Source organism: Micromonospora sp. NPDC085948, from assembly GCF_040686315.1.
GTDB lineage: Bacteria > Actinomycetota > Actinomycetes > Mycobacteriales > Micromonosporaceae > Micromonospora.
In genome coordinates this window covers 311,134-336,246 of the sequence record NZ_JBFBJW010000005.1, presented here as the reverse complement: position 1 = coordinate 336,246, position 25,113 = coordinate 311,134, and the positions used below count along the sequence as shown (strand labels likewise).

The window sequence follows — 25,113 nt, the reverse complement described above, 5'->3', positions numbered from 1 at the left end:
CAGCCGCACGGCCGGTATGGTCGGGTCGTGTCTGCGTTGGCCGGTGTGCCCCGTCCTGTCGTGGCGCTCGTCGCGGTGCTGGGCGCTGCCGCCTGTGACGGTGCCCCGGCGCCGGTGGCGGTGCCGACCACAGGTGCGACCACGGCCAGCGCTGCCGCCAGCACGCCCACCGCCTCGGCCGGCCCGGTCTTCCGCGCCCAGGATCTGGACCTGTGCAAACGTACTGATCTTCGACCGTTGGCGGAGTTGTCCCTGACGGTTGCCCGCACCGATCCGAAGCCACCGCTGGGGCACCCGGGGGCGGCGTGTCTGTTCGAGATGCGGACCAGGACCGGCCATCAGGCGAACCTGCTGGTGGAGGCGTCCACGCTGGTCAGCGCGGAGGAGGCTGGGCGGCTCTACCGGGCGACGCAGCAGGTGACGGTCATGACTCCGGCCGGCGGCATCCCCGGTCTGGGCGAGGAGGCCGAAGCCTTCACCAGGCGCTCCGATCCGGGCTTCAAGTACGCCGAGTACATGGTCCACGCCCGCACCGGCAACCTGGTGGTGAAGGTCTGGTTCTCCGTCGGGGGTGCTTCGTACGCCGCGACCGAAACGCTCAGGTCGAAGGCGCTGACGTTCCTCCGGGCGACGCAGGCGGCCGTACCCATCGGGTGACGCACCCGTCGGTCCGCCTGCCGGCGGGCATCGGCCGGCCGACCGGCACAGGATACTGAGCGGGTGCGCGAAGACGAAGTGTTGCGGGGTATCGCCGCTCGCGTGGCAGCTCGCGACTACAGCGATGACGTGTGGATCCGCCCCGGCGAGCTGGACGCGAACGGCAACTGGGTGCTGAGTCCCGCGCCCGAGGGCACGCGGTGGCTGGTGGTACGCGGGTCGCAGGAGCATCTCGCCGCGCTGGCAGCCGACGCCGTCGACCCGTTGCCGCCGCTCGAACCGGCCTCGGTGCACGCCGTGGACGACGCGGAACGGCTGCTGGGGCATCCGCTGCCGCCGCTGCTTCGACGCATCTACCTGGAGGTCGCCAACGGCGGCTTCGGTCCGGTGCTGGGCGTTGCCGGCGGTGGCACGGACGATCTCGGTCGTACCGCGGTCGATCTGCTCAGCCCTCGCGAACCCGCCGGCTTGCTGCCGATCGGTTATTGGGGATGTGCGATCTACTCGTACGTCGACTGCCTGGGGAGGGGAGCGATGATGTGGGGCTTCGACCCGAACTCCGGCCTTGGCGAACACTCGTTCTACGCGGAGGGCATCTCGCTCGTGGACTGGCTCGACGGGTGGCTCCGCGGGAGCCTCGAACAGCCGCACCTCGAACCCGATCCGACGTGAGCGTCGTGGCCCGGGTGGGAGCTGACGCAACTCCTCTGGCAACCGGCTCGTTGGTGCAACAGGGGCGGACGGAGGCGGACGATGGCGGCGGTGCGGGGTGCCGACCTGCTGCGTCCGCCCACCAGTTCCGGCCGCGCGACGTTCCTGGAGCTGTTCTTCGATCTGGCCTTCGTCGTGGCCCTCACCCGGGTCTCCCAACGGTTCGCCGGCCTGAGCGATGACACCGGCTGGGCGCTCGTCACCGGGTTCGGACGTACCCTGCTGCTCTTTCTCGCGCTCTGGCTGATCTGGTCGCACACCGCGTGGATCACCAGTCGCTACGAACCGGAGCAGCCGATCATTCAGGCCGTCGTGGTCGGCACCATGTTCGCCGGCCTGATCATGGCGGTGACGCTGTCCCGCGCCATGGAGGAGCGAGCGCTGGCGTTCGCGGCCGCGTACCTGATGGTGATGGTGGTGCGGCCGCTGCTGGTCGCCGCCGCGCTGCGGGGTCACCCGCGACGGCTCGTCCCGTTCCGGCTTGCCGTGTGGGCATCGGCGACCACGCCGCTGTGGCTGGCCGGCGCGTTGGGTCCGGACCGACTGCTACTGCCGCTGTGGGCTGCCGCACTCGCGATCGACTACCTTGCCTGGGCGCTGGGCTGGCCGCTGCCGTGGCTCGGGGCGTCGAAGGTGGGTCGCTGGCGGATCGCGGGAACCCACCTCGCCGACCGCTACCAGCAGGTGTTTCTCATCGCACTCGGTGAGTCGATCCTGGTCATCGGCGTGGTTTTCGGCGGCACGGACTATTCCTACGGGCGGGCCGCCGCCTTCACGGTCACGTTCGCCACCAGCGCGCTGCTCTGGCGGATCTACTTCCACCGCGCCGGCCTGCTGCTGACCGACGCGTTGGAGCGGGCGGACATGCCCGGCCGGCTGGGCACGTTGTTGGAACGGACGCATCTGCTGATCGTGTTCAGCGTGCTCGTCACGGCAGTCGGCTACGAGTTGGTGATCGATCATCCGTTCGGTCAGCCGCGGCCCGGTTGGCTCCTGTTCGTGGTTGGCGGCCCGATGCTCTTCCTCGTCGCCCGCATGCGGCTGGAGTACGAGATCTTCGGCCGGGTCTCCCGCTCCCGCGCCATCGGATTCGTGGCCCTGCTGCTGTTCACGCCGGCGCTGGTCCGCTGGGCGCCGATGGTCGGGCTGAGCGTGGTGGCCGGAGTGCTGGCCCTGGTCGCGCTGCTCGACGCGCGGCGAAGCTGGGGACAGCCGCTGGAGGTGCCCGCTCCGCCGATCGGGCGGGAGTCAACCGACGTTCGCGACTCCGAGGCGTGACCGCTCGGCCGCACGCAGGGCGAGGTGAGCGCCGGCCCGGTCGCGATGGTCTGGTCGATCGCATGTCGCCGGTGACCATCGCGACCTGGCCGTCGAGGCGCGGAGGTGTCCAGGACCGTCGCTACAGGCCCAGGCTGCGCAGGGTCGGTACGGTCTGGCCCACCCAGGCGAGGGCGGCGTCTTCGCGGGCGCCCTGGGTACGTTGTGTGCCGGCCAGGAACCACAGGAAGTAGGTGGTGTAGCCGGGTGCGCTGACCACGGTGTGGTAGCCCTCGGGCATCATCTGCATCACGTGGTCGCGGATGGTGACGTTCTCCTCGTACCCCTCGTCGGTGTAGACCCGGCTGATACCGAATCCGTCCGCCGGGTTGACGCGGTAGTAGTACATCTCCTCGTGTGCGGCCTCGGCGGGCAGGTCGTCGACCTTGTGCCGGTGTGGCGGGTAGGTGCTCCAGTTGCCCGAGGGCGTGTAGGTCTCGCCGACGATGAGCCGGCGGGCGGGCAGCTCCGGTTGGGCGATCTCGGTGAGGATCTGGTGATAGGTGCGGCCGAAGTTGGCCGCTCCCCAACGGCCGGTCGCGACCTGCTCCGGCGCGATGACATAGGGCTCGGTGGCCAGGTCGCTGGGGGCGCTGGGCAGGGCGATCTCCACGTCGGTGACGGCCTCGACGGTGATCGAGGAGCCGGCCGGGAGGTAGACCGAGTGCGGCTTGCCGGAGAAAACGTCCGGACGACTGCCGACCTGGGGGAAGTGGTGGCCCGCGACGGTGAAGGTGGCGGTGCCACCGAGGATGACCGCCAGGATCTCCCGGTCACCGGACTCGCCGGTCCAGGACTCCCCGGCCGACAGCCGCAGCAGGGTGAAGTCCAGCAGCTGACAGGGATTGACGGGCAGCGTGTTCCGGCCCTCGGCGGCGGGAATGGTGCAGTGGTAGCGGTAGTTCATGGTCACCTTTCGGGATGCGGGGCGGTGCGGGTCGGTCGCGGTGGTCACCAGGGGCTGGCCCAGCCGGGGATGGTGGCGCGGGTGAGGGCTTCCAGGTAGAAGTAGTCGCCCCAAAGGGTTCCCTCGTCGACGCCGACGTCCTTGGGCTTGTCGTAGACGCCGTGCAGGAGCAGCGCGTTCGAGCCCGGCTGGCCGCCGGTGGAGTAGTGGTCGATGAGTGAGCGCAGGATCTCGGCGGCGGCCGCCCGGTACCGGCCGGCGCTGGCCGGGTCGGTGAGGTTGTCGGCGAGTTCGAGCAGGCCGCAGACGGCGATGGCCGCTGCCGAGCTGTCCCGCTCCTGGCCGCTGCCGTCGCCGAACTCCAGGTCCCAGTACGCGACGCGGTCGTCGGGCAGGTGCGCGAGGAAACGGTCGGCGCAGGTCATCGCGGCGGCGAGCAGCGCGGGATCGCCGAGGTGCCGGTGGTTGAGGCTGAACCCGTAGATGCCCCAGGCCTGCCCGCGAGCCCAGCAGGAGTGGTCGGCGTGGCCCTGTTCGGTCTCGCCGCGCAGCGGGGCGCCGCTGTCGGTGTCCCAGTAGAAGGTGTGGAAGGTGGTGCCGTCCGGACGCAGGATGTGCTGGCGCAGCTGCGTGGTGTGCCGGCGGGCCGCGTCGGCGTAGCGGTCGTCGCCGGTGGTCTGGCTGGCCCAGAAGAGCAGCGGTGTGTTCATCAGGCTGTCGATGATGGTGCGGCCCCGTTGGCGGGGGTCGTTCAGGTCGCCCCAGGCCTGGATGATTCCGGCGGGTTCGAGGACGCGCGTCATCAGGTGGTCGGCGGCGGCGAGAGCCGCGCCGCGGGCACGCGGATCGTTGGTACGGCGGGCCGGGGTGACGCAGGAGAGGGTGTAGAGGAACCCGAGGTCGTGGGTGTCCAGGTCGATGCCGCGGTTCACCCGATCCGCGAAACTGTCCACGTGCGACAGCGCGGCCCGCAGGTGGCGGTCGTCACCGGTCAGGTCGTGTGCCAGCCAGAGCTGCCCGGGCCAGAAGCTGGTGGTCCAGCCGACGTTGGCGCCCTCGGGTTGGCCGGCGCTCGCCGGCCGCAGCGGGTAGCGGTTGGCGTCGGTGGTGTCCGCGGGGTACCGGTCGCCGAAGGTGGCGATGTTCGCGTCGACGGTGCGGATCGCGGCGGCCACCGCGGCCGCCGTGGCCTCTGCGTCGGAGCTGGGACGGACGTCGGTCGCCGTCATGGATGCTGTTCTCCCTCGTGGATCCGGTCCGGTGCCGGGCAGGTGTGCCAGCGGCGTCCCGGCCCGGTGGCAGGAACGTGGTGGTCAGATGCGTTGGGGTTCGACGGTCGGTGGGTCGAGGGCGGCGCGCAGCGTGAAGCGGCTGTTGGCCCAGACGACGTAGAGCAGCGGCGCGGCGGCGAGGCCGAGCGCGATCGCGGGGCGGGCCGCCAGAAGCTGGGCGAGCAGCACGAGCACGAGCAGAGACACGGCGGTGAGGTACCACCGACGCACCGCCAGGTACACGGAGGTACGGGCTACCTCGCGTAACCGCGCGGTGGGTCGGTCGGCGAGGGTCACCAACCCGAGCAGCGCGGTCGCGACGGTGAGGACGATCAGGGTCGCCAGCACCGGCAGGGCAAGCGCTCCGACCCGGTGGCCCCACGCGGCGCGGGCGTCGACGGCGAGCACCACCAGGGCGGTCATGGCCGCCGCCGTCCAGAGCATCGCCGGTCGGGCGGTGGCTCGCCAGGCGCGGCCGTAGGTGCGCAGCACCCCGCCGGTGTCGCCGGCCGAGTAGGCGGACATGACCGCGAAGGCCGCACAGAGCCCGGGCGCGCAGAGCGGAGCGGTCAGCGCATACAGCGGCCAGGACCGCGCCGCGTCGGTGGTGAACGCGAGCGTCACCAGTGGCAGGCAACCGAGCACCAGCAGCACGTTGGTGGTGAGCGCGGCGTAGATCCCGTCGAAGACGGCGGTCATGGTGTGGTGGCGCGAACGCATGGGCCTCAACCCTTCAGTCCGGTCGAGGCGACGCCCTCGATGAAGTAGCGCTGGCCGAGCAGGAAGATGACAGCGACGGGCAGCACGGACAGCACCGAGCCCGTCATGATCAGCGCATACTCGGCGTTGTACTGGGAGATGAAGGTGTTCAGCCCCAACTGGATGGTGCGCAGCTCCGGGCTGCGCAGGTAGACGAGCGGGCCGAGGTAGTCGTTCCAGGTGGTCGTGAACATCAGCAGGGCCAGGCTGGCCAGCGCCGGCCGGGACAACGGCAGAATGATCCGTCGGTAGATGCCGTACTCGCTGAGTCCGTCGACCCGCGCCGCCTCGCTGAGTTCCTCGGGGATCGTCTCGTAGAACTGCTTCATCAGGAACACGCCGATCGCGCCGAACGCCTGGATCGCGACGATCGACCACAGCGTGTTCGACAGGTGCAGCTTCGACATGAGGATGAACTGCGGGATCATGTACGACTGCCAGGGCACCGCGATCGTCCCGACGTACGCCAGGAAGAGCAGGTTGCGGCCGGGGAAGCGGACCCGGGCGAAGCCGTAGGCCGCGAAGCTGCCGGTGAACACCTGCAGGAAGGTGACGATCACCGACAGCAGCAGGGTGTTCCACAGCCACGTCGTCATGTCCGAGCGCTGCCAGATGTCGACGTAGTTGCGCCACACCACCGGATCGGGAAGCCAGGTGATCGGGATGGTGAAGACGTCGTTGTTGGTCTTCAACGACGCCACCACCATCCAGAAGAACGGCAGCAGCAGCCCGGCCGCCGCGAGCGCGAGGGCGGCGTACCCGAGGATCCGCCCGCCCAGGGACCGGACCGGTCGACGGGGCGCGCGATTGCCGGGCGCGGCGACGGCCGGGGTGGGCAGGGAGAGGTCGGTCGCGGTCATCAGCTGTTCCTCCGCTTGTTGACCATGAACTGGATGACCGTGATGCCGAAGCAGATGGCGAACAGGACGATGGAGACCGCCGAGGCGTAGCCGAACTGGTTCTCCTCGAAGCCCTTCTGGTAGATGTACTGCGAGAGCACGAGTGTCGACTGGCCCGGTCCGCCGCCGGTCATCACGAGGATGAGGTCGAAGACCTTGAAGCTCTCGATGGTGAGCAGCACCGTGACGAAGAAGGTCGTGGTCCGTAACCCGGGGAGGGTCACGTGCACGAACCGCTGCCACGGTGAGGCGCCGTCGGTCTCGGCCGCCTCGTAGAGCTGGGCCGGGATGGTCTGCAGGCCGGCCAGGAACAGCAGCATGTAGTAGCCCATGTACCGCCAGGTGCCGACGATGATGACCGCCGGCATCGACCAGGTCGCCGACGCGGTCCAGCCCGGCGGATCGTCCACCCCGACGGCACCGAGGAGAGCGTTGATCGGGCCGTACTCCGGGCTGAACAGCTGGTTCCAGACGACCGCGATCGCCACGATCGAGGTGATGTAGGGGAAGAAGGCGATGGTGCGGAAGAACCCCACGCCGCGCAGTTTGCGGTTGAGCAGCAGCGCCAGCCCGAGTGCTGCCCCGAGGGTCAGCGGGATGTGGAAGACGGCGTAGTAGACGGTGTTGCGCAGTGCGGTCCAGAAGCTCGTGTCGTCCCACATCCGCCGGAAGTTGGCGGTGCCGGTCCACTCGGCCACCCCGAAGACGTTCCAGTTGGTGAAGGCCACGTAGAACAGCACGACGACGGGTAGCAGGGTGAGCGCGGCGAAGCCGAGGAAGTTGGGAAGGATGAACGACCAGCCGGCGACCGTGTTGCGCGACACCAGCCGCCGGTTCCTGGGTCTTGTGGACGGCAATGTTGCCATAGGGAGTCTCCGGAAGCGTTCGGCCTGGGGGCGGGACCGGCGTGCGGCGTAGGCGCGCCGGACCCGCCATCAGCTCACTGGTTGAGGACTTCGTTCTTGGCGCGGTCCTGCGCCTTGCTCAGTTCCGCGTCGACGCCCTTGCTGTCGGAGAGGATCGCCGAGTGCGTCTCGTTGAGGAGGTTCTGCAGGCCGGCGGTGTGCTTCGACACCGGGTTCTCCGGCTTGATGGTGTGCTTGGCGTAGGCGAACTTCGACAGCTCGTCCTGCGGCACGCCGTCCAGCCCGAACAGCGTCGCGGTGACCGCGTCGGTGACCTGGGCCGGGGTGATGCCGATCCCGGTCAGCGCCTTGCCGGCGTCCGGGCCGGCCGCGTACTTGAGGAAGTCCTTGGCCGCGGCGGTCTTGGACTTGCTGATCTTCGGGTTGATCCCCAGGCCGGTCGGATCACCGAAGGTGACGGGCGTGGCGGAGGTGCCGGTGGTGGACTTGTCGAACTGCGGCGCCGGCGCCATGCCCCACTCGAACTTGTCGGCGTCACCGCTCTTGCGCTGGTTGAGCAGCGTGGCCACGTACCAGGTGCCCATCAGCAGCATCGCCGACTGCTGCTTGCCGAACTGCGCCTGGTAGGTGAGCTTGTTGGTCTTCGCGGTGCCGAAGGTCGGCTGCGCGCCGGACGCCTGCAGGTCCAGTGACTTCTCGTAGTACGGCTTCAGGAAGCCGAAGTTTCCGGAGAGCAGGTCCGCGTTGGGGGTCTGCGCGAGCGCGAATCCCTGCACCGTCGACTGGAAGGTGTGCTGGTACGCGCCCGTCGCGTTCGAGCCGGCCCCCTTCAGCCCGGTGTGCAGTCGCTTCGCCGCGTCGGTGTAGTCGTCCCAGGTCCAACTGCCGTCCGGGGGCGTCACCTTCGCCTTCGCGAACAGGTCCTTGTTGTAGAACAACACCCACGAGTCCTGCCGGTACGGCACCGCGTACGCCTTGCCGTCCACCTGGTACGACGCGAGTCCCGGGATCGAGCCGAGACCGGAGGCGGCGTCGGAGACGTCGAGCAGCTGACCACCGCTCTGGTACGTGTAGAAGTTCTTGAGGTTCTTCATGACGTAGACGTCCGGGGCGGTGCCGGCGGCCAGGTCCGTGATCATCTGGGTGTCGTAGTCGTTGCCCGGGGCGTACTCCTTGAGCTCCACCGTCACGTTCGGGTGGGTCGCCTTGAAGCCGTCGGCGAGCGTCTTGAACTCGGGCGTGGACGCCAGGCTCCAGCCGGCCAGGGTGATCGTCACAGGGGCGTTGGGGTCGACTGGCTCGTCCCCGCCTCCGCAACCGGTGAGTACGAGCGTCAGGGCCGTCGCAGCGCTGATGACGGCCGGTATCGCACGCTTCATCCCTTTCTCCTTCAGGTCAAGGGCCCGGACGGGCCCGCACTGCTACCAGGCCGCTTGGGTGGGCCTGGGATGTTCCGTGTCCAGACGGGTTGACGTGCTGACCCCGTCGGGCCAGTCGACCGCCAGGTGGAGGCCGTGGCCGTCCTCGTCGACCACGGCCTGGCATGCCTGCCCGGCCGTGGCCACCGGCACCCTGGACAACTCGGTGAAGGTGGCGACCCAGGTGCCCGGCCGGACGGGGTGGTCCAGCCAGGGCACGACCAGCCCGCCGGCCAGGGGTCCGCCCTGCGGGACGGCGGTGGCGCCGGCCGTCCCTCCGCCGTGCACGCTCTCGAGCAAGCTGGTCAGGCCGGCGCCGGTCACGACCGCCGCCCGGTCGCTGACGGTCGCCGTGGCGTCCCCGGGAACGGCCCAGCCACCGATCCGCAGCCACAGCGCGGCCGCCTCGACGCCGTCGGCCAGGCCGTCGACGCGGGTCAGGCGCAGCTCCCAGGGGCCTCGGACCAGCGAGTACACCGTGAGGTGCCCGGCCGGTCGGTAACGGCCCACGCGGCCGCCGCCGTGATCGCGCTGACCCGGATCCGGGTCGACCCAGTGGGCGAGGGCACGTGACCCGGCCACCCCCACCCCGTCGGCGTCGACGTGGACGGTCAGCAGGCGCATGCCGGCGCGGTGGGTGACCCGACCCGCGTCGTCGACGAGAGTGACGGACTGGTCGAGCGGGCTGGCCCAGCCGCTGTCGTCGAGGACGGGAGTGGTGGCGGTGGAGTAGCCCAGTCGGGCGTAGAGGGGGGAGTCCGAGACGGTGGCATCCTCGACGGCGTGGTCGGTGCCGTGGTTGACGACGCGGACGATGCCGTCGGCGCGGGTGCTGGAGACCAGCCAACCGGGCGCGTGTATCGCTCGTACCGCGTCGCGCTCCTGCACCGGCAGCGGCTCCTCGGGCGCCGTCCACACCGGATGGTCCGCGGGTAGCGCGATGCCGAGCAGGCCCTTGCTGGCCCAGTACGGCGAGCCCGGCCCGGAGTACGACTGCGCCAGTCGCGGCCACGGCCCGTGCCAGCCGAGGGTGAGCAGGCCGCGTTCGTCCAGGGCGTCGTTGGCGACGAAGTGGCGCACGATGCGGGTGGCCGCGCCGCGCAACCGGCCGAGGCTGACCGAGGGCACGCCGGCGATGGCGCCGACCCAGAACGGCGCCGCCGCGGCGAAGCGGTAGATCAGGCTTCGCCCCTGGATCAACGGGGACCCGTCGGCGCCCACGAGCGCGACCGCGTCGCTCAGGAAGCGGTCGAGGCCGGCCAGGTCCCGTTCGCGGCGCTGCTCGGCCAGGTCGGCGGCGCCGGCCATCCGAGACCACAGCGTCGGGTAGAGGTGCAGGGCCCAGCCCACGTAGTGGTCGTAGGCGCGGTCCGGCCCGTCGGACATCCAGCCGTCGCCGCGGACGAAGCCGTCGTGCGTGGTCAGGTCCTCGTTCATCTCGTCGAGCGAGTGCGGCCCGCCCACCGACCGCAGGAACGTCTGGACGACCAGCCGGAACCAGACCCAGTTGATCCGGGGGTACGTGTCGTCGCCGACCGCCGGGCGCAGATAGTCCACCACCCGCTCCCGCACCGCCGACGGCAGCCGGTCCCAGATCCACGGGCGGGTCAGGTCCAGGACCAGCGCGATGGAGGCCGCCTCCACCTTGGCCTGGGGGTGCTCGTCCAGGCGTACCCAGCGGTCCGGAGAGCGCGGGTCGGTGCCGGCGGTGATGCCGGCCGTGTACCGGTCCACGAGGTCGTCCACGCCCACTCCCTGGGCGCCGGCGATGCGGAAGCCGGCCAGCAGGAAGGTGCGGGCGAAGCCCTCCAGGCCGTCGACGGCCCGTCCGTAACCGCCCTCCGGCCCGGGAAACGTGACGAGGGCGTGCCCGGGCGACGCGAACGGACGGGCGGCGGCCAGCATCCGGTCGGCGAGGGCCAACCAGTCATCCCGGCTCCAGGTCGCGGCGAGCGCGGCACCCGAGTGCGTCCCCGGTGCCGGCTGGCCGGTCGTCCCGAACGTCATCCGAGGTCCTGTCGCATCGATCCGTCTCCGTGAAGGTGGCGAGCGGGGCGTGCCGCTAATGTGACGCGCAGGCATCCGCAGGGTTTCCGAAGTAAAACGCTCACAACAGAGCAAGTCAATGCTTCTCTTCGACCGATGTGAACACACCTGATCAAAAGGATGCACGTTGCGGCGTCAACCTGGTGTCCCTGTGGGCACTCGACTGCCATAAGTGCTCTGATACGATCAAAATCGTTCAGACTCGCTCTACCAGTCCGAGGGGCCATGACCGTCGCAGAGCGCTTCGCGGGCCCTCTGGCTGCGGCCTGGCCGGGCAACCGCACGGACCTGCTGGCACGGGCACTCGCGCCACCGGACGGATCGTTGCCGGTGCCGCCGGCGCGCGAGCGTGCCGTGTGGGCGCACCCGCACGCCCCCACGATGCGACAGCTGCGCACCCGGGCCGAGGACGACCTCGCCACCCCCTGGCCACTCCCACTGGCGCACCAGTACGCCCGGTACTTCCGCGACGGCGAACGCGACACGTACGAGCAGGTGGTCTTCGCCCGGCAGCGGCGCCTGACCCGGGCCGCCGTGCTCGCCGCGGTCACCCTCGACCCGACCTGGCTGGACGAGGTGGTCGACGGCGTGACCCTGCTGTGCGAGCAGAGCAGCTGGTGCTGGCCGGCGCACGACGACACCCGCGCCGTGCACGGCGCGGTGCTGCCGACCGTGACCGATCCGTATGTCGACCTCGGGGCGGGAGAGGTCGCCGCCCAACTGGCCTGGGTCGACCACCTGCTCGGCGAGCCGCTCGACGCACACGCCCCCGGCCTGCGGGCCCGGATCCGGCACGAGGTCGACAGGCGCGTGCTCACACCGTTCGCCCAGCGCCGCGACTGGCACTGGCTCGGCCTCGACGGCGACGTGCACAACTGGAGCCCGTGGATCCACGGCAACGTGCTCGTCGCCGTACTGCGACTGGTGGACGACCCACCCCGGCGCGCCGGGCTTGTCGACCTGGTGGTCGAGGGGCTCGACCGGTACGTGGCGTCGCTGCCCGCCGACGGGGCCATCGACGAGGGCTACGGCTACTGGTGGAACGGCGCGTGTCGGGCCCACGAGGCACTGGACCTGCTCGCCCACGCCACCGGTGGCGCGTTCGACGGCGTGCCGGCCGATGCCCTGCGGCACACCGTCGCCTTCCCACACCGGATGCACCTGGGCGGCGACTGGTACCTCAACCACGCCGACGGGCCGGCCCGGCCCTCCGGGGGCCAGCCCTGGCACGCCCTGCACCGGGCCGCCCGCCGGGTCGGGGACACCGACGCGCTGGCGTACGCCGCGGCGCACCGCCGTCCCGACGCGCCCGTCGCGGACGAGGGACACGGCCTGGGCCGGCTGCTGCTGGCAGTGACCGACCCGGCGTGGATCTCCGCCACCCCAGAGCCGGCACCGCTGACGCGCGACGTGTGGCTGCCCTCCGTCCAGGTGCTGCTCGCCCGCCCGGCGGCCGGCAGTCCCGGCGGGCTGACCCTGGCGGTCAAGGGCGGGCACAACGGCGAACACCACAACCACAACGACGTCGGCAGCATCGTGGTGGCCCTCAACGGGGTGCCGGTGGTCGTCGACGCCGGGCGGCCCACCTACACGGCGCAGACCTTCGGACCCGGTCGGTACGACATCTGGACCATGCGCAGCGACTGGCACAACGTCCCGCACATTCGCGGCACCGAGCAGGCGCCCGGTCACACTTTCGCCGCCCGGCACGTCACCGCCACCACCGACGACGCCGACGCCGAGCTGCGGCTGGACGTCGCCGGGGCGTACCCGCGCGCGGATGTCCGGCACTGGTGGCGCAGCTCGCGGCTGGAACGCCACAGTGGACGCGTCGTCATCGTCGACGCCTGGCAGCTCGACCCCTGGGCGCCCGACCGGGACCAGGCAGTCCCGCCGACCCACGTCCACCTGCTCGTCGCCGGCCAGGTACGGCTCGGCGACGGCCGCGCCGAGGTCACCGCGCTGGACGGCGTCGGCCGACTCGGGCTCAGCTGGCAGCCGGCATCGGCGCCCTGCGCCGCGATGATCCGGCAGATTACGGATCCCCTGCTCCTCGACGTGTGGGGAGACCAGCTGACCCGGCTCGCGATCGACGTCACCGCGTTCGGCCCGGCCGGCGAGCTCGTCGTCGTCATGCAAGAGCTCTCGCCGCACGAAGCGTTCCTCGGAGGTCCCTCATGACCAAGGACAGTCCCGTCGTCACCACGGCGGAGTCCTCCCGCGGGCCGCTTCAGGTCGTCCGCCGCCAGCAACTGTTGGCCGCCCTGCAACGCGACGGCTCGATGCGGGTCTCCGACCTGTCCCAGGTGCTGGGCGCCGCACCGGTCACCATCCGGCGCGACATCGCGGAGCTGGCCGCCGAGGGGTTGGTCCGCCGCGTCCACGGCGGGGTGGCCCTGATCCTGCCGGACGACGCCCCGGCGGCAGACGAGGCGCCGGTCGCCGGTCTGACCCCGCTGGGCGGGCGCGCCCTCGGCATGCTCGTGCCCTCGTTGGACTACTACTGGCCGGACGTGGCCCGCGGGGTCGAGGGCGCCGCCCGCGAGCTCGACATGCGTGTGGTTCTGCGGGGCTCCTCCTACGACACGGAGGATGACCAGCCGCAACTGGTCCGCCTGGTGGAGCGGATGGGCGTCGACGCGCTCATCGTCGCGCCGAGCATGGACGCGCCGAGCGCCGAGCGCACCATCGAGTGGCTCGACCAGGTCGGTGTCCCGGTCGTCCTGTTGGAACGCACCGCCACGGTGGGCAGCCACCACGCGGTCATGGAGTCGGTGGTCACCGACCACGCGCTCGGCGCGGCCATGGCGGTACGCCACCTCACCTCACTCGGGCACCGCAAGGTCGGCCTGGTGCTCGACGCCAACAGCCCCACCAGCCAGCACGTCCGGCGCGGCTGGCTCGACGCCACGACCGAGTACGGCCTCGATCCGGACGCGACGGTGGTGGCCACGGTGCCCGACGCCCGGTCGCCGGAGCGGGACAGCGTGCTCCACGACGTCCTCGACAGGTGCCGGGCGACCGGGACGACGGCGCTGCTGGTGCACGCCGACGCCGAGGCCATCGCGCTGGTGCAGCACTGCGAGGAGCGGCACCTCTCCGTTCCCGGCGACCTCTCCATCGTGGCGTACGACGACGAGGTCGCCGGGCTCTTCAGCCCGCCGTTGACCGCGGTCCGACCACCACGACGCTCGATCGGGCGGGCCGCCGTGCGTCTCGTCGCCGACCGGCTCGTCGACCCCGACCTCCCCACCCACCGGATCGTCATCAGCCCGTCCCTGCGAATCCGGGGGTCGACCGCGCCGCCACCCGCGTAGGTGGTGCCCTCGACCTCAACCCATTGCCGAACGTCCTCGGTCACCGGCGATGGACATGGCACGATGGCCGTGTCCTGCGCCGCCGGTGGCCGGGCACGACACTGATGGAGTCGGGATGTCAGAGCTGGCCGGCGCACCGGTGCCGGGGTTGGCGAAACTGTGGACGCACGACCCGCTCACCGCCGGCCCGTACCGGCTGGTCGGCCGGCTGGGCGCGGGTGGGCAGGGGGTCGTCTATCTCGGTGAGGACGACGCCGGTGACCGGGTCGCGGTCAAGATGGTGAACGTCGATCTGAGTGATCCACGGGCACGGTCGCAGTTCGTGAAGGAGATCACGGCCGCACGGCGGGTCGCTCCGTTCTGCACCGCGCAGGTCCTCTTCGCCGAGGTGGACGGCGAACGGCCCTACGTGGTCAGCGAGTTCATCGAGGGCCTGACCCTGCACCGGCACGTCCGCGAGCGCGGTCCGGTGACCGGCAACGCCCTGCACCGGCTCGCGGTCGGCACCGTGACCGCGCTCGCCGCGATCCACAGTGCCGGCGTGGTGCACTGCGATCTGAAGCCGGACAACGTGGTGCTGGGCGAGGACGGTCCTCGGGTGATCGACTTCGGCATCGCCCGCGCGTTGGGCGTCACCGACACGGCGACCAGCCGGGTCATGGGGACCACCGCGTACATGGCGCCCGAACGGTTCCGCAACGACGCGGTCGGCCCGCCCTGCGACGTCTTCGCCTGGGCGGCCACGATCGCCTTCGCCGCCGGTGGTCGGCCGCCGTTCGGCAACGACTCGCTCTTCGCCGTGATGCACCGGGTGCTCAACGACCCGCCCGACCTGCCGGCGCTGCCTCCCGTCCTGGACGAGCTGATCCGGGAGTGCCTGTCCAAGGACCCGGCGGACCGGCCGGCCGCGGAGCGTGTGCTGGTGCGGCTGCTCCGGCAGGATGGCCGGGTCACCGATCCGCTGCGTCGGGACCACCTGCTCGAGGTCGGTAACAAGACCGCGGGCGCGCCCACACCGAACCACCAGCTGCCACCGGTCACGCCCACGGCACCGCAGCCGCGCCCGACGCGACCGCAGATACCGACCCAGGCCCAGGCGACCCAGCCGGCGCACCCGCCGGTGCCGACCCACCCGGCGCACCCACCGGCACCGACCCACCCGGCCCCCGTGCCGGTGACGCAGCCGGCGCACGTGTCGGTGACGGAGTCCGGCGTCGGCGCTGGTGATGGCGGCGCGTTGCGGCGGCTACGGACGGAGGCCCCGGACGCCTGGGGCATCTCGACCGCGCTCTTCCTGGGTGCCGTCGGCGTCGCCGCCGGTTACGTCGCGTCGAGCGCGGTCGGCCCGGCCGCCGCCGTCGGGGCGATCGCCTTCGTCGTGGTCTACCTGGTGCGACTGCTGGTCTCGACGGCGATCGGGGGGCGACCCGACCGGGGGTGAGACGCGCGCTGGGGTCGCGATCGCCGGCTGGCGTCGCATCGATAGGTTGACTGCCACCAGCCGCCCGCCGAGGAGGACGTCCCGATGCCCCCAACCGCCACGCGTACGCGGCAGTGGTTGCCGTACACCGCCGCCGTCACCGCCGGGCTGGTGGTCATCGCCGGGGCGTTCGTGGTCGTCCGGCAGCGCGAAGCCGACTGCACCACCACCCTCGAGGTCAACTCCTCCACGGAGAAGGCGGCCCTGCTCGTCGACCTGGCCGAGCGCTACAACCGCGACGACCGGTCGATCGATGGCGGCGGCTGCGCCCAGGTGCACGTCACCGCGCTGAACTCGGGCCAGGCCACCGAGGCGCTGGCCGCCGGCTGGACCAACACCGGCCTGCCGCAGCCACAGGTCTGGTTGCCGACGTCGAGCCTCTGGACCGGCCAGCTCCGGCTGCTCGACCAGGCCGCCGGGCGGGAGCCGCAGACTCCGGCCCAGTACCCGTCGATCGCGAACAGCCCGCTGGTGATCGCGATGCCGCAGCCCAAGGCCGAGCTGGTGCGTCAGCGCGGGGCGCTGGGCTGGGGGGAGATCCTGGGCCTCTCCGGGCGGGACGGGTGGGCGGGCTTCGGCAAGCCGGAGTGGGGCCGCTTCACCTTCGGCAAGGACAACCCGAACCTGTCCACCTCCGGGCTGGCGGCAACCATCGCCACCTACTACGCGGCGGCGCAACTGTCCAGCGACCTGAAGCGGTCCGACCTGGCCAACCCCACGGTCACCCAGTTCGTCAGGCGGATCGAGGCCAACGTGGCGCACTACAGCGACGACTCGGTGGACCTGCTGCGCAGTCTCGCCGAGGCGGACCTGGCCGGTGGCGCGGACCGCCCGGACGACATGAGTGCCATCGTCCTGCAGGAGGAACTGGTCAACCTCTACAACACGGGGGCGCTGAGCCCCCGGCAGGACGGGCAGGAGCGGGGGCGCCGGCCGAACGTCCCGCTGGTCGCCGTCCATCCCAAGGAGGGCACGTTCAACCTGGACCACCCGTTCGTGGTGCTGCCCTCCGCCGACGCGCGGCAGAGCGCGGCGGCCGCCGACTTCCAGAGGTTCCTGACCGAGGACGACCAGCAGCAGAGCTTCACCCGCCTCGGCTTCCGGGATCACCAGGGCCGTGCCTCGGTGGATCTGCTCGCCAGCGTCGGTGCCGAACCCACCGCCGGACTCACCTACTTCGAGCCCCCGGATCCGCAGGTGGTCGCCGCGATGCTGGACGGCTGGCACACGCTCCGCAAGAAGGCCAACATCCTGATCGCCCTGGACACCTCGGGGTCGATGGACGTGCAGGTCGGCACCGCAGGTAGCCGTTTCCAGGTCGCCTCCGCGGCGGCGGACAAGGGCCTCGCGCTGCTCAACACCGAAGACCGGGTGGGGCTCTGGTCGTTCTCCTCCGAGACGCCGCCGAAGCGCCCCTACCGGGAGGAGGTCCCGCTCGGCGAGTTCGACCAGAAGCGGATCAACAGCAAGATCGCCGGCCTTCAGGTCGCCGGCGGCACCGCCCTCTACGCGACGATCCGGGCCGCGCACCGGGAACTGCGCGACCGGTACGACCCGCAGCGGATCAACGCGATCGTCGTGCTGACCGACGGCAAGAACGAGTACAACCCGGACAACGACCTGGACCGGTTGCTCGCCGAGGTGACCCTGGACCCGGATCGTCCGGTGAAGGTGTTCTGCATCGCCTTCGACCGCGATTCGGACTTCGCCACCCTGGACCGGATCGCCAAGGCGTCGTCGGGCAAGGCCTTCGACGCCACCGATCCCGCCACCATCGACGAGGCGTTCGTGAAATTGGTCAGCAGCTTCTGACGTACCTGCCGGCCCGCTGTGGGCCGGGGAGAGTCGTCGCGGCCGTCACCGGACCTCGGGAGACCCCTGATGCCGGCAGCGCGCGCGACCTCCGGAGCGGGTGACAACGGGCGGTAGGGTGAGTTACCGATCAACACGAACGGTGGTGCCGGTGAGTCTCATCCAGGCGGGTGTCACCGCGATGACGACGATGCTGGCGGTCCTGATCGGTGGGTGGCTCACCGTTCGAGCCCAGGATCGGCTGTGGCGGCGCGACCAGGATCGACAGTGGCGGGAATTTCCCTGTGGGAGGCCGAGCGCCGATTCATCGAGGTGGCCCGGGCCGAACTCGGCCTGCCCTCCGCGTTCACGCGCTGACCAGCCCGTGCCGTCGTCCCAGTCACGCCAGACGCGTCATCGGCCCTCGCCGAAGGACCGCACGGCATGCGGGGGTCGGCCCAGACGAGTCCTAACTCAAGCTGGGGATGGCGTGCAGGGCGCCGGCCGTCCGCTGTACTGCCCGCCAGGTCGATGTGCTGGTGAGCGATATACCGCAGAGGTATGAATATGACTCTGCGGTATATCGCTCACTACCGCATCCGCTCCCACGGAGGTTACCGACGGTCACCGCCGGCCGCCGGCTGCGCCCACGCTGGCGTCGCCGCCCGGTCCAGCCCGAGTCGGGCCGGCCGAGGGGTGAGATACGTTGGCGATCATCGATGCGTTGCCGCATCGTCGAGTTGTGCCAGGCGTCTGTCGCCGTGACCGTCGAGGGAGCTGATCTGGCTCGACCCGTCCCCTTCTGCGAAGGAGTCTCGTGGACACCTCCTCGGCCACACCCCACCACCGCACCAGGGCCCTGATCGGGGCGGTCACGGCCGGCATCCTCGCCGTCTGCGCCACGCTCGGCGGCGCGCCCGCGCCCGCCTCCGCCGCGAACACGCTCACTATGCGGGGGGCCGACGTCTCCTCGTTGCAGCGCAGCCTGGATCTGGGCGCCAGGTACTACGACGCCGGCGGCGTCGCCCGCGACCCACTGGACATCCTGAAGTCCGTCGGCGTCAACTACGTCCGACTGCGTGTCTGGAACAACCCGGCCAGCGGCTACAACAACAAGAGCAGGGTGTTGGCGCAGGCGAGGGCGGCCCGGGCGAAGGGCCTCAAAGTGCTCATCGACTTCCACTACTCCGACACCTGGGCCGACCCCGGCAAGCAGTACAAGCCGGCCGCCTGGGCCGGCCACAGCCTGAGCCAACTGCGTACCGACGTGTACACCTTCACCTACGACATCTGCTCCAGCCTCAGCCGGCAGGGCACCCCACCGGACAGTGTGCAGATCGGCAACGAGATCAACGTCGGGATGCTGTGGAACGAGGGCAAGGTGGTCAACAACGACTTCGCCCCGCTGGCCGGCCTGCTGAAGCAGGGCTACCACGCGACGAAGGCGTGCGGCGGAGGCATCCCGGTGATGATCCACACCGCCAACGCCGACAGCAACGCCAACGCCCGCTGGTTCTACGACGGCATCCGCGCCCAGGGTGTGCAGTGGGACATCACGGCCCTGTCGTACTACTGCGTGTGGCACGGCACCCTGGCGAACCTCTACAACAACATCGTCGACCTGCGTGGCCGCTACGGCAGGCCGGTGGTGATCGCGGAGACCGCGTACCCCTTCACCCGCGACAACGCCGACAGCGAGCCGAACGTCATCGGCGACGCGACCTGTGACGGCATCAGCTTGACCTGGTCCGGGCAGGCCCAGGAGTTCGACTGGGTCCAGAACACGGCCCGCAACGCGGGGGCCATCGGCGTCTTCTACTGGGAACCGACCTGGTACGCGATCCGCGGCAACGGCTGGGACCCGGCCAACATCAACGGCACCGGAAACGGGTGGGACAACATGACCATCTTCGACTGGTCCGGGCGGGTGAACCCGGGCGTGCGCTGGACGCCCTGATCCCTCGCCGCACGCGCCGGGACGACCCGTTGGTCACCGCCGCCCGGCGGTGACCTGGGTACGGCCACCGCCGGTCCGGCCCGGCGTCAGAGCCGGGAGGTGAAGGTGGCCAGGAAACGGTGTGGGGTGACCACGCCAGCGTTGTCGAAGCAGATCACGTCGACGTCGGCGTTCGTGGTGTAGGGCCAGGGTTGGGTGAGGTGGCAGTAGTTGCTGCCGGTGCCCTGCGCCACCACCTGGGCGTGCGTCTCCTTGAGGCCCACCTGCGGGAAGGTCGCCAGGTAGCGGCCGGCGGGCGCCAGCGGCGCCACCGTGTTCGCGCCGACACCGAGTACCGAGTTGTCGTTCGTCGGACCGCCGACGGCGGTACCGAGGTAACCGAAGTGCGACGGTGGGGCGAGGGAGCCGATCACCGGCCGCCGACGGTGGTACGAGAGGACGAAGTCGGTGTTGACGAACGCGCCGGCCTGGTCGTAGCAGAAGACGTACACCTGCACACCGGTGCCGACCGCGTTCCAGGAGTAGACCTTGCAGCGGCGGGGACCGGCGTTCGGCTGCACGGCGGTGACCTGCACGTTGCCGGCGAGCACCCCGGCCAGTCCCACCCCGGGCAGCCGCACCAGGTACTGCCCGACGCCCACCGGCCCGGCCGTGTTCACGACGCCCGTGGAGTTGTAGGACTGCGCCACCAGGCCGCTGCTCCACTGCACGTACGCGTGGGAGGTGCCGGCCGGCAGAACGCCCGAGCTGGTCGTCCAGAGCACGGTGAACGGAGTGTCCTCGCGGGTGCCGCCCGGCCTGTGGCACTGCACGTCGACGATCTCGTCGACGCCGGACTGGAACCAGCGAACCACCTCGCAGTAGTGCCCGGTCCGGTTCACCGGGGTCACGTGCGGCACGCCCCGCGCGCCGGCGCCCACCTGTGGGAATCGCACCTGGAACCGGCCGGGCGCGAGCTTGATGCCGGAGGCCCAGGCGGCCGGGAACGCGGTCTTCCAACTACCCCACTGCCGGCTGGTGTCCAGCACGGTCCAGACCGCGACGGTGGGGTCCTTGACGTACGCGAAGCCCCAGCGGTCGGCGGTGGCCGCGGCGGCCGGTGCTGCCGGGGCGAGCGCGCCGGCGGCCAGGACGGCGGCCAGGGCCGCGGTGACGAACGATCGGAGACGCATCTGTTCCTCCAATTCGACGGGAGCATGTCGGGGAGGAGTGTGCGCGTGGTGATCTCATGGTCACAGTCAGCTAGCGGGTGCGGCGGTGTCGGTTGTCCGCTACTCGTGTCCGCGCTGGTGGCCGGCGTCAGGTCACCTGGCCGGCGGCCATCTCGTCGAGATGGCACCATGCTGGCCCTGCGGTAACCACAAGGTCGAGCGCCGACGACGCGACGCCGCGCTCGGCGGGGGATTTCCCCCGAAACGATGCCTACGGCCGACGTCGGACGCCCTGCCGGTGTCGATGCGTCAGTCTCAGGGCATCGGGGTGCGGCTGGTTCGAGACCTCGACGAACTGGGGGTCCGAGTCGGATGGCGCTGCTGTGGATGCCGCGCTGGCGCAGACGACCGACCCGCGCCGCGCGACCCCCCGACCACGAGCTCTTCGTGGAGTGGCACGGTTCGGCCGCGGTGATCTCCCATCTGGGCGATCCACCGTCGCTGCTGTGGCAGATGCTACGGACCGCCGTCGCGGCGTCCGACGACGTGCTGGTCATGACCTCCGAGCGTGCCGTCCGCAGCGCCGCCTGCGGTGGCGTGCTGCGCGGGGTGGTCGAGGGCGCCGCCGGGGAGTGGGGTGTCGGCCGGGTCTGGGTGGCCGCGAGCGGCCTCGGCCGGCCGGACGAGGCGTACGCCTCCTGGCTGACCCGGCTGGCGGCCCGCACCGGCGTCGAACTGCTCGCCCCGGACGGTCCCGTGCACGCCACACCGGACGGCACCCTCTACGCGGCGGGCGGCACCGGGGCCTGGGGCTGGCGGTCCTTCCGACCCGGCGCGGGCAGCCCGGTGGTCGGCAACCGTTACCCGGTCCCGTCCTGGGAGAGTGCGTTGGCGGACCGTCCGGTGGTCCTGTCCGGGCTCGTCGCCGACCCCGTTCCCGCCGGTGTACTGCTGCGTGCCTCGGCCGCCGCGCCCGCGACGGCGGGCGACCCGGCCTACGACGTGCCGGTGGACCGGCACCGGCCGGCGCTGCTCCTGCGGCAGGTCGGCGAACCACCGCCGGATCCCCGGTCGCTCGCCGGAATCTTCGCGGGGCTGCCAGCGAGGACGATCGTTCGGATCGAGACCGCACTACTCGACCCGACGGCGCCGCCGCCGCGCGCCGCATGGGTGGACGCCCTCGCCGCGGCCCTCGACGAAGCGTCCGCTGTCGCCGACCCGATCGTGCTGCCCGAGCCGGGCGACAGTCGACGGACGCCCGGTCGACCACCACCGCTGCTGAGCGACGGTTGGGTGCGCGCCAGCAGCCGTCTCTACCGCCACGCGATCGAGCCGGACCTGCTCGCCGAGGTGGTCCCATCCGGCGTCCTGCTGCGGACGGCTGGAGCCGGTCGGCCCGACGGCATGGCCTTCGTCGACCCCGCCGAGTGGGTGCTGGCCGTCGACGTCCGCGACTCCGACCGACTTGTCGACCAACTGTGTCGGATGCTCGCCGTGGCCGGCGGAGCGCCGGGCCTCACCCTGGCGGGGCAGGCCGGCGAGGCGACGATGGTACGGCTGGAAGTGGCGCTCCACGGCGGGACGGCTTCCCTTGTGGAGTTGCCGGCGGACGTCAGGGCGACCTGGGCGGCCGGGACCGGCACTCCTGCGGCCGAAATCACGCAGCGTTCCGTCGAACCAGCGACATCAGCCGTCCCTGCGCAGCGTTTCGTCGAACCGGCGACATCAGCCGTCCCTGCGCAGCGTTCCGTCGAACCGGCGACGTCAGCCGTCCCTGCGCAGCGTCGGGTGGAACCCGACCGGGTCAAACGGCGGCCGGCAGCCGCTGCCGAGCCGCCGCCGACCGTCAGCCAACCGCTCTCGGCGGAGGTGGTCGACGCGCCCACGCCACCGCGTCGACAGCCCGCCGGTGCGCCGCCGGTGATCACCAGCTCCGGGCCGTACCTGGGCGAGCTGGAACGCCCGGTCGTCGCCAGCGCGCCCACGCCCGCGGGCGATGGAGCGCGCACGCCCTCGCATCCGGGTGCTGCCGTCGCGTACCCCGTGGGGCGCGTGGTGAACCGTTACTCGCCCGCGGTGGCCGACCCCGTCGAGGACCGGGCCAGCACCGCGACGGAACAGCGGGACCTCGCTGCCAGCCTCGGCCCCGCCTTCACCGACTCGATCACCACAGTCAACGCGGCCCTGGCCGCGTGGCCCGCGCTGCGCCAGGGCATCTCCGCGTCGGCGAAGACGGACTTCGTCGCCGTGCACGTCTTCTTTGGCCGGTCGGACGCGGGGGCGGCCCGGCTCAACGCGGGACTGCGTGCCGGGCGGGCACCGGACCTGCCCGGCTACCTGCCGTGCCTGGTGTCCGGGCTGCGTCGCCTGCCGCCCTACCGCCGGGCGATGCTCTGCCAGGGGCGACTGGCGGACCAGGCGCGACACCTCTACCCCGAGGGTGGCCTGCTGGTGGAGCCCGGATTCCGCAGTGTCAGCGGCGCCACCGACCTCGCCGTGGAGGGCGCCGACGTCGACTACCTGGTCTGGTCGCGTACGGCGCGGCAGGCCGGCGCATTGGCCGAGCGGCAGGATCTGGACGAGGCGGTGTTCCTGGCCGGGGCCCGGTTCAAGGTGCTCGCCGTCCGTGAGGGAGCAGCACCGCCGGCAGACCGGGCCGGCATCCCGACGACCGCCGTACTGTTGCGGGAGGTGTTGCCCGACGAGCAGTCCGCGTCCGGTCTGGACGACGCCGACCGGACAGCGCTCAGCCGCCTGGAACGGGCGCTGACCCGTCGGAGGGCAGCCTCGCCCCGCCTGCTCACCGACGCACACACCATCGACCGGCTGGTCGGCCCGCCGCTCGGTTACCTGGAGGCAGCCCAGGCATCAGTCGGTGCGGGCACCGACTGATGCCTCCGGTCCTGAGGGATTACCCCCAACTCCGGCCACAGGGCCGCGAAAACGGCCGGGTCGACGGTCGCCGTCGCATGCTCGTCCGGTGCGGGTGTGACAGGGGGGTGGAGCAGGGATGCGAGCGCTGTCACTGCGATGGGTCGGCGACCTGACGGTGGGCAGCGGGGTAGGCGCCGATGCCTCGGTGCAGGGCAGCGCGCCGTCGTCGACCACCCGATAGCGGGAGCGGCCCGGCATGGACACTCCGATTCCCGACTGGTTGAACCACATCCTGAACTTCTTCGTCGGGGCGACGTGGCCAACGGGTAGTGAGGGCGGGATGCGGGCGCATTCCGAGCAGTGGGAGAACCTTCGGGATGTCCTGGATGCCGCCCAGGAGACGCTTGTGGATCAGCGTTCCCGGGTGCCGGACGTATTGACCGGAAGGTTCGCCGACGGTGTCACGGAGTCGTTGGACAGTCTCATCAAGTATCTCGGTAGTTTGCGGACGACCGCGGAGAGCATGCGCAAGGACCTGAAGAACGGCGCGGCCGAGCTTCAGGAAAAAAAGATCATGCTGGTGGTGCAGTTGGCGCTGCTGGCCATCCAGTTGGCCTGGCTCATTGCGTCGCTGTTCGGGGCGTTGGCGATTCCGCTTGTGGTTGGTGGGTTCCGCGCCATCATCACCGCGCTTCTTCGCAACCTCTTCGTCGAGGTCGGGCAGGAGATCGCGCAGGAGCCGCTGCTGATGATCGTCATTCAGGCCGCGCAGGACGCCGACGGGGTTCGGGAGGGCATCGACTGGGATGCGATCAAGAAGGCCCTCATTCAGACGGTGATCGCCGCCGGTGTCGCCGGTGTCACCAATTTCGCCGCGGACAATGTCGTCGACTGGGCGGCGAGGAGGATCGCCAAGGTCGACCGGGTCGGCGTGGACGGCACCCTCTACATCACCGATGGCGCTTTCCGTGCGGGTGCGCTCTTCACCAAGGGCGGGGCGCAGGCGGCTGTGGCGATGCCGGCCGAGGCGGCCGGGCAGGTTGCGGTGGGAGCGCCGATCGAGTGGAAGTGGGGGACGGCGACCAGCGCGTTCGTCGGTGGTCTGTACGAGGGCAACGCCGCTACTCCGGGGCAGTTACTCAATGGTCTCAACCTGCCAAGCCTCGACGGGTCTGACGAGAAGGCGTACACCCTGTCGCCGGAGGGCGACGGGCGACACGGCAGTGGAAATTCTGGCGTCGAGGGCAAGCACGAAACGCCGTACATCGATGACAAGGCCCCGGACGGGCACCGCGGGGTCGGCGCGGACGACGCCCAGGTGACCTCGACGGCCAACAGCGTGATCGGCACCGAGAAGATCGCCGACTGGGACACCGAAACTCTGGTCGGCGACGAGAAGGGCGTCGTGGGGACAGGAAACGCGCCGGCCCAGGCCGGTGAGTCCGGTGCCGCCCGGCAGTCCCTCCCGGGGGACACCGGCATCGGCACCGGCCGGGCCGCTGGGCTGGGGTCCGGCGGGCTGGGCACAGCGAACGCGGAGGCGTCATCGAACGCAGGGGCTGCCAGCGCCTCGGCGGGCACCACGGCAGGCTCCGGCGTCCACGCCACAAGCGGCGAAGCCGCCGGTCATGGGGCCGGGACCGCCAGCGCCTCGGCGAACGCTGGTGTGGCCGCTGGTGGCGCGGCGAACGG

17 protein-coding genes and 1 pseudogene are annotated in these 25,113 nt (G+C 71.0%); 10 read left to right on the top strand and 8 right to left on the bottom strand.

The window, feature by feature from the left end; all coding sequences use genetic code 11:
* Positions 1-27: 27 nt before the first annotated feature.
* The 3 genes from AB0O48_RS16560 (at position 28) to AB0O48_RS16550 (ending at position 2,646) form a co-directional block, all read left to right on the top strand.
* Positions 28-657: a hypothetical protein gene (locus tag AB0O48_RS16560; protein WP_357570405.1), complete on the top strand. Its 630-nt coding sequence runs from the start codon at positions 28-30 to the stop codon at positions 655-657.
* A 63-nt stretch (positions 658-720) separates the two neighbouring features.
* A complete protein-coding gene (locus AB0O48_RS16555; protein WP_365066368.1) occupies positions 721-1,329 on the top strand; it encodes a hypothetical protein in 609 nt (202 codons plus the stop codon).
* An 81-nt stretch (positions 1,330-1,410) separates the two neighbouring features.
* Complete coding sequence (locus AB0O48_RS16550; RefSeq protein ID WP_365066365.1) at positions 1,411-2,646, top strand: low temperature requirement protein A; 1,236 nt, start codon at positions 1,411-1,413, stop codon at positions 2,644-2,646.
* 121 nt (positions 2,647-2,767) lie between these two features.
* Here AB0O48_RS16550 and iolB read toward each other — a convergent pair whose 3' ends face one another.
* From iolB to AB0O48_RS16515, 7 genes are all read right to left on the bottom strand, one after another.
* Positions 2,768-3,640: a 5-deoxy-glucuronate isomerase gene (iolB, locus tag AB0O48_RS16545; protein ID WP_357570402.1), complete on the bottom strand. Its 873-nt coding sequence runs from the start codon at positions 3,638-3,640 to the stop codon at positions 2,768-2,770.
* Positions 3,637-4,821 carry a glycoside hydrolase family 88 protein gene (locus AB0O48_RS16540; RefSeq protein ID WP_357240132.1) on the bottom strand — a complete coding sequence of 395 codons (1,185 nt, stop codon included), beginning with the start codon at positions 4,819-4,821 and terminating at the stop codon, positions 3,637-3,639. The genes iolB and AB0O48_RS16540 overlap by 4 nt, the downstream gene beginning before the upstream one ends.
* An 84-nt stretch (positions 4,822-4,905) precedes the next feature.
* Positions 4,906-5,583 carry a hypothetical protein gene (locus tag AB0O48_RS16535; protein WP_357240130.1) on the bottom strand — a complete coding sequence of 226 codons (678 nt, stop codon included), beginning with the start codon at positions 5,581-5,583 and terminating at the stop codon, positions 4,906-4,908.
* Between the two features lie 5 nt (positions 5,584-5,588).
* Positions 5,589-6,482, bottom strand: a complete 894-nt coding sequence (locus tag AB0O48_RS16530) for a carbohydrate ABC transporter permease (protein WP_357240127.1) — start codon at positions 6,480-6,482, stop codon at positions 5,589-5,591.
* Entirely contained in the window at positions 6,482-7,345 is an 864-nt protein-coding gene (locus AB0O48_RS16525; protein ID WP_357570400.1) for a sugar ABC transporter permease, read from the bottom strand. The genes AB0O48_RS16530 and AB0O48_RS16525 overlap by 1 nt, the downstream gene beginning before the upstream one ends.
* Before the next feature lie 116 nt (positions 7,346-7,461).
* A complete protein-coding gene (locus AB0O48_RS16520; RefSeq protein ID WP_357240118.1) occupies positions 7,462-8,766 on the bottom strand; it encodes an extracellular solute-binding protein in 1,305 nt (434 codons plus the stop codon).
* A 42-nt stretch (positions 8,767-8,808) separates the two neighbouring features.
* The gene (locus AB0O48_RS16515) at positions 8,809-10,812 is read right to left on the bottom strand and encodes a DUF2264 domain-containing protein (protein WP_357240114.1); all 2,004 of its coding nucleotides are present in this window, start codon (positions 10,810-10,812) and stop codon (positions 8,809-8,811) included.
* Positions 10,813-11,076: 264 nt separating this feature from the next.
* Here AB0O48_RS16515 and AB0O48_RS16510 point away from each other — a divergent pair, with 264 nt between their 5' ends.
* The 5 genes from AB0O48_RS16510 (at position 11,077) to AB0O48_RS16490 (ending at position 19,396) form a co-directional block, all read left to right on the top strand.
* Entirely contained in the window at positions 11,077-13,032 is a 1,956-nt protein-coding gene (locus AB0O48_RS16510) for a heparinase II/III family protein (protein ID WP_357240111.1), read from the top strand.
* Complete coding sequence (locus tag AB0O48_RS16505) at positions 13,029-14,168, top strand: substrate-binding domain-containing protein (RefSeq protein ID WP_357240108.1); 1,140 nt, start codon at positions 13,029-13,031, stop codon at positions 14,166-14,168. The genes AB0O48_RS16510 and AB0O48_RS16505 overlap by 4 nt, the downstream gene beginning before the upstream one ends.
* Before the next feature lie 115 nt (positions 14,169-14,283).
* The gene (locus tag AB0O48_RS16500) at positions 14,284-15,609 is read left to right on the top strand and encodes a serine/threonine-protein kinase (RefSeq protein WP_365066356.1); all 1,326 of its coding nucleotides are present in this window, start codon (positions 14,284-14,286) and stop codon (positions 15,607-15,609) included.
* Between the two features lie 84 nt (positions 15,610-15,693).
* Positions 15,694-17,460, top strand: a complete 1,767-nt coding sequence (locus tag AB0O48_RS16495; RefSeq protein WP_365066353.1) for an extracellular solute-binding protein — start codon at positions 15,694-15,696, stop codon at positions 17,458-17,460.
* Positions 17,461-18,256: 796 nt separating this feature from the next.
* The gene (locus AB0O48_RS16490) at positions 18,257-19,396 is read left to right on the top strand and encodes a glycosyl hydrolase 53 family protein (RefSeq protein WP_365066350.1); all 1,140 of its coding nucleotides are present in this window, start codon (positions 18,257-18,259) and stop codon (positions 19,394-19,396) included.
* An 86-nt stretch (positions 19,397-19,482) separates the two neighbouring features.
* Here AB0O48_RS16490 and AB0O48_RS16485 read toward each other — a convergent pair whose 3' ends face one another.
* Positions 19,483-20,568 carry a hypothetical protein gene (locus AB0O48_RS16485; RefSeq protein ID WP_357371381.1) on the bottom strand — a complete coding sequence of 362 codons (1,086 nt, stop codon included), beginning with the start codon at positions 20,566-20,568 and terminating at the stop codon, positions 19,483-19,485.
* A gap of 351 nt (positions 20,569-20,919) precedes the next feature.
* On the opposite strand from AB0O48_RS16485, the gene AB0O48_RS16480 reads away from it, so the two are divergent.
* Positions 20,920-23,439, top strand: coding sequence for a hypothetical protein (locus AB0O48_RS16480; RefSeq protein WP_365066346.1), 2,520 nt, complete (start codon positions 20,920-20,922; stop codon positions 23,437-23,439).
* A gap of 505 nt (positions 23,440-23,944) precedes the next feature.
* Positions 23,945-25,113: pseudogene (locus tag AB0O48_RS16475) on the top strand (hypothetical protein); the annotation flags it as partial.

Bases quoted from the DNA above. Each gene is read 5' to 3' on its own strand.
- AB0O48_RS16550 (WP_365066365.1), top strand. From the start codon at position 1,411: ATGGCGGCGGTGCGGGGTGCCGACCTGCTGCGTCCGCCCACCAGTTCC.
- AB0O48_RS16540 (WP_357240132.1), bottom strand. From the start codon at position 4,821: ATGACGGCGACCGACGTCCGTCCCAGCTCCGACGCAGAGGCCACGGCG.
- AB0O48_RS16535 (WP_357240130.1), bottom strand. From the start codon at position 5,583: ATGCGTTCGCGCCACCACACCATGACCGCCGTCTTCGACGGGATCTAC.
- AB0O48_RS16530 (WP_357240127.1), bottom strand. From the start codon at position 6,482: ATGACCGCGACCGACCTCTCCCTGCCCACCCCGGCCGTCGCCGCGCCC.
- AB0O48_RS16520 (WP_357240118.1), bottom strand. From the start codon at position 8,766: ATGAAGCGTGCGATACCGGCCGTCATCAGCGCTGCGACGGCCCTGACG.
- AB0O48_RS16515 (WP_357240114.1), bottom strand. From the start codon at position 10,812: ATGACGTTCGGGACGACCGGCCAGCCGGCACCGGGGACGCACTCGGGT.
- AB0O48_RS16510 (WP_357240111.1), top strand. From the start codon at position 11,077: ATGACCGTCGCAGAGCGCTTCGCGGGCCCTCTGGCTGCGGCCTGGCCG.
- AB0O48_RS16505 (WP_357240108.1), top strand. From the start codon at position 13,029: ATGACCAAGGACAGTCCCGTCGTCACCACGGCGGAGTCCTCCCGCGGG.
- AB0O48_RS16500 (WP_365066356.1), top strand. From the start codon at position 14,284: ATGTCAGAGCTGGCCGGCGCACCGGTGCCGGGGTTGGCGAAACTGTGG.
- AB0O48_RS16495 (WP_365066353.1), top strand. From the start codon at position 15,694: ATGCCCCCAACCGCCACGCGTACGCGGCAGTGGTTGCCGTACACCGCC.
- AB0O48_RS16485 (WP_357371381.1), bottom strand. From the start codon at position 20,568: ATGCGTCTCCGATCGTTCGTCACCGCGGCCCTGGCCGCCGTCCTGGCC.
- AB0O48_RS16480 (WP_365066346.1), top strand. From the start codon at position 20,920: ATGGCGCTGCTGTGGATGCCGCGCTGGCGCAGACGACCGACCCGCGCC.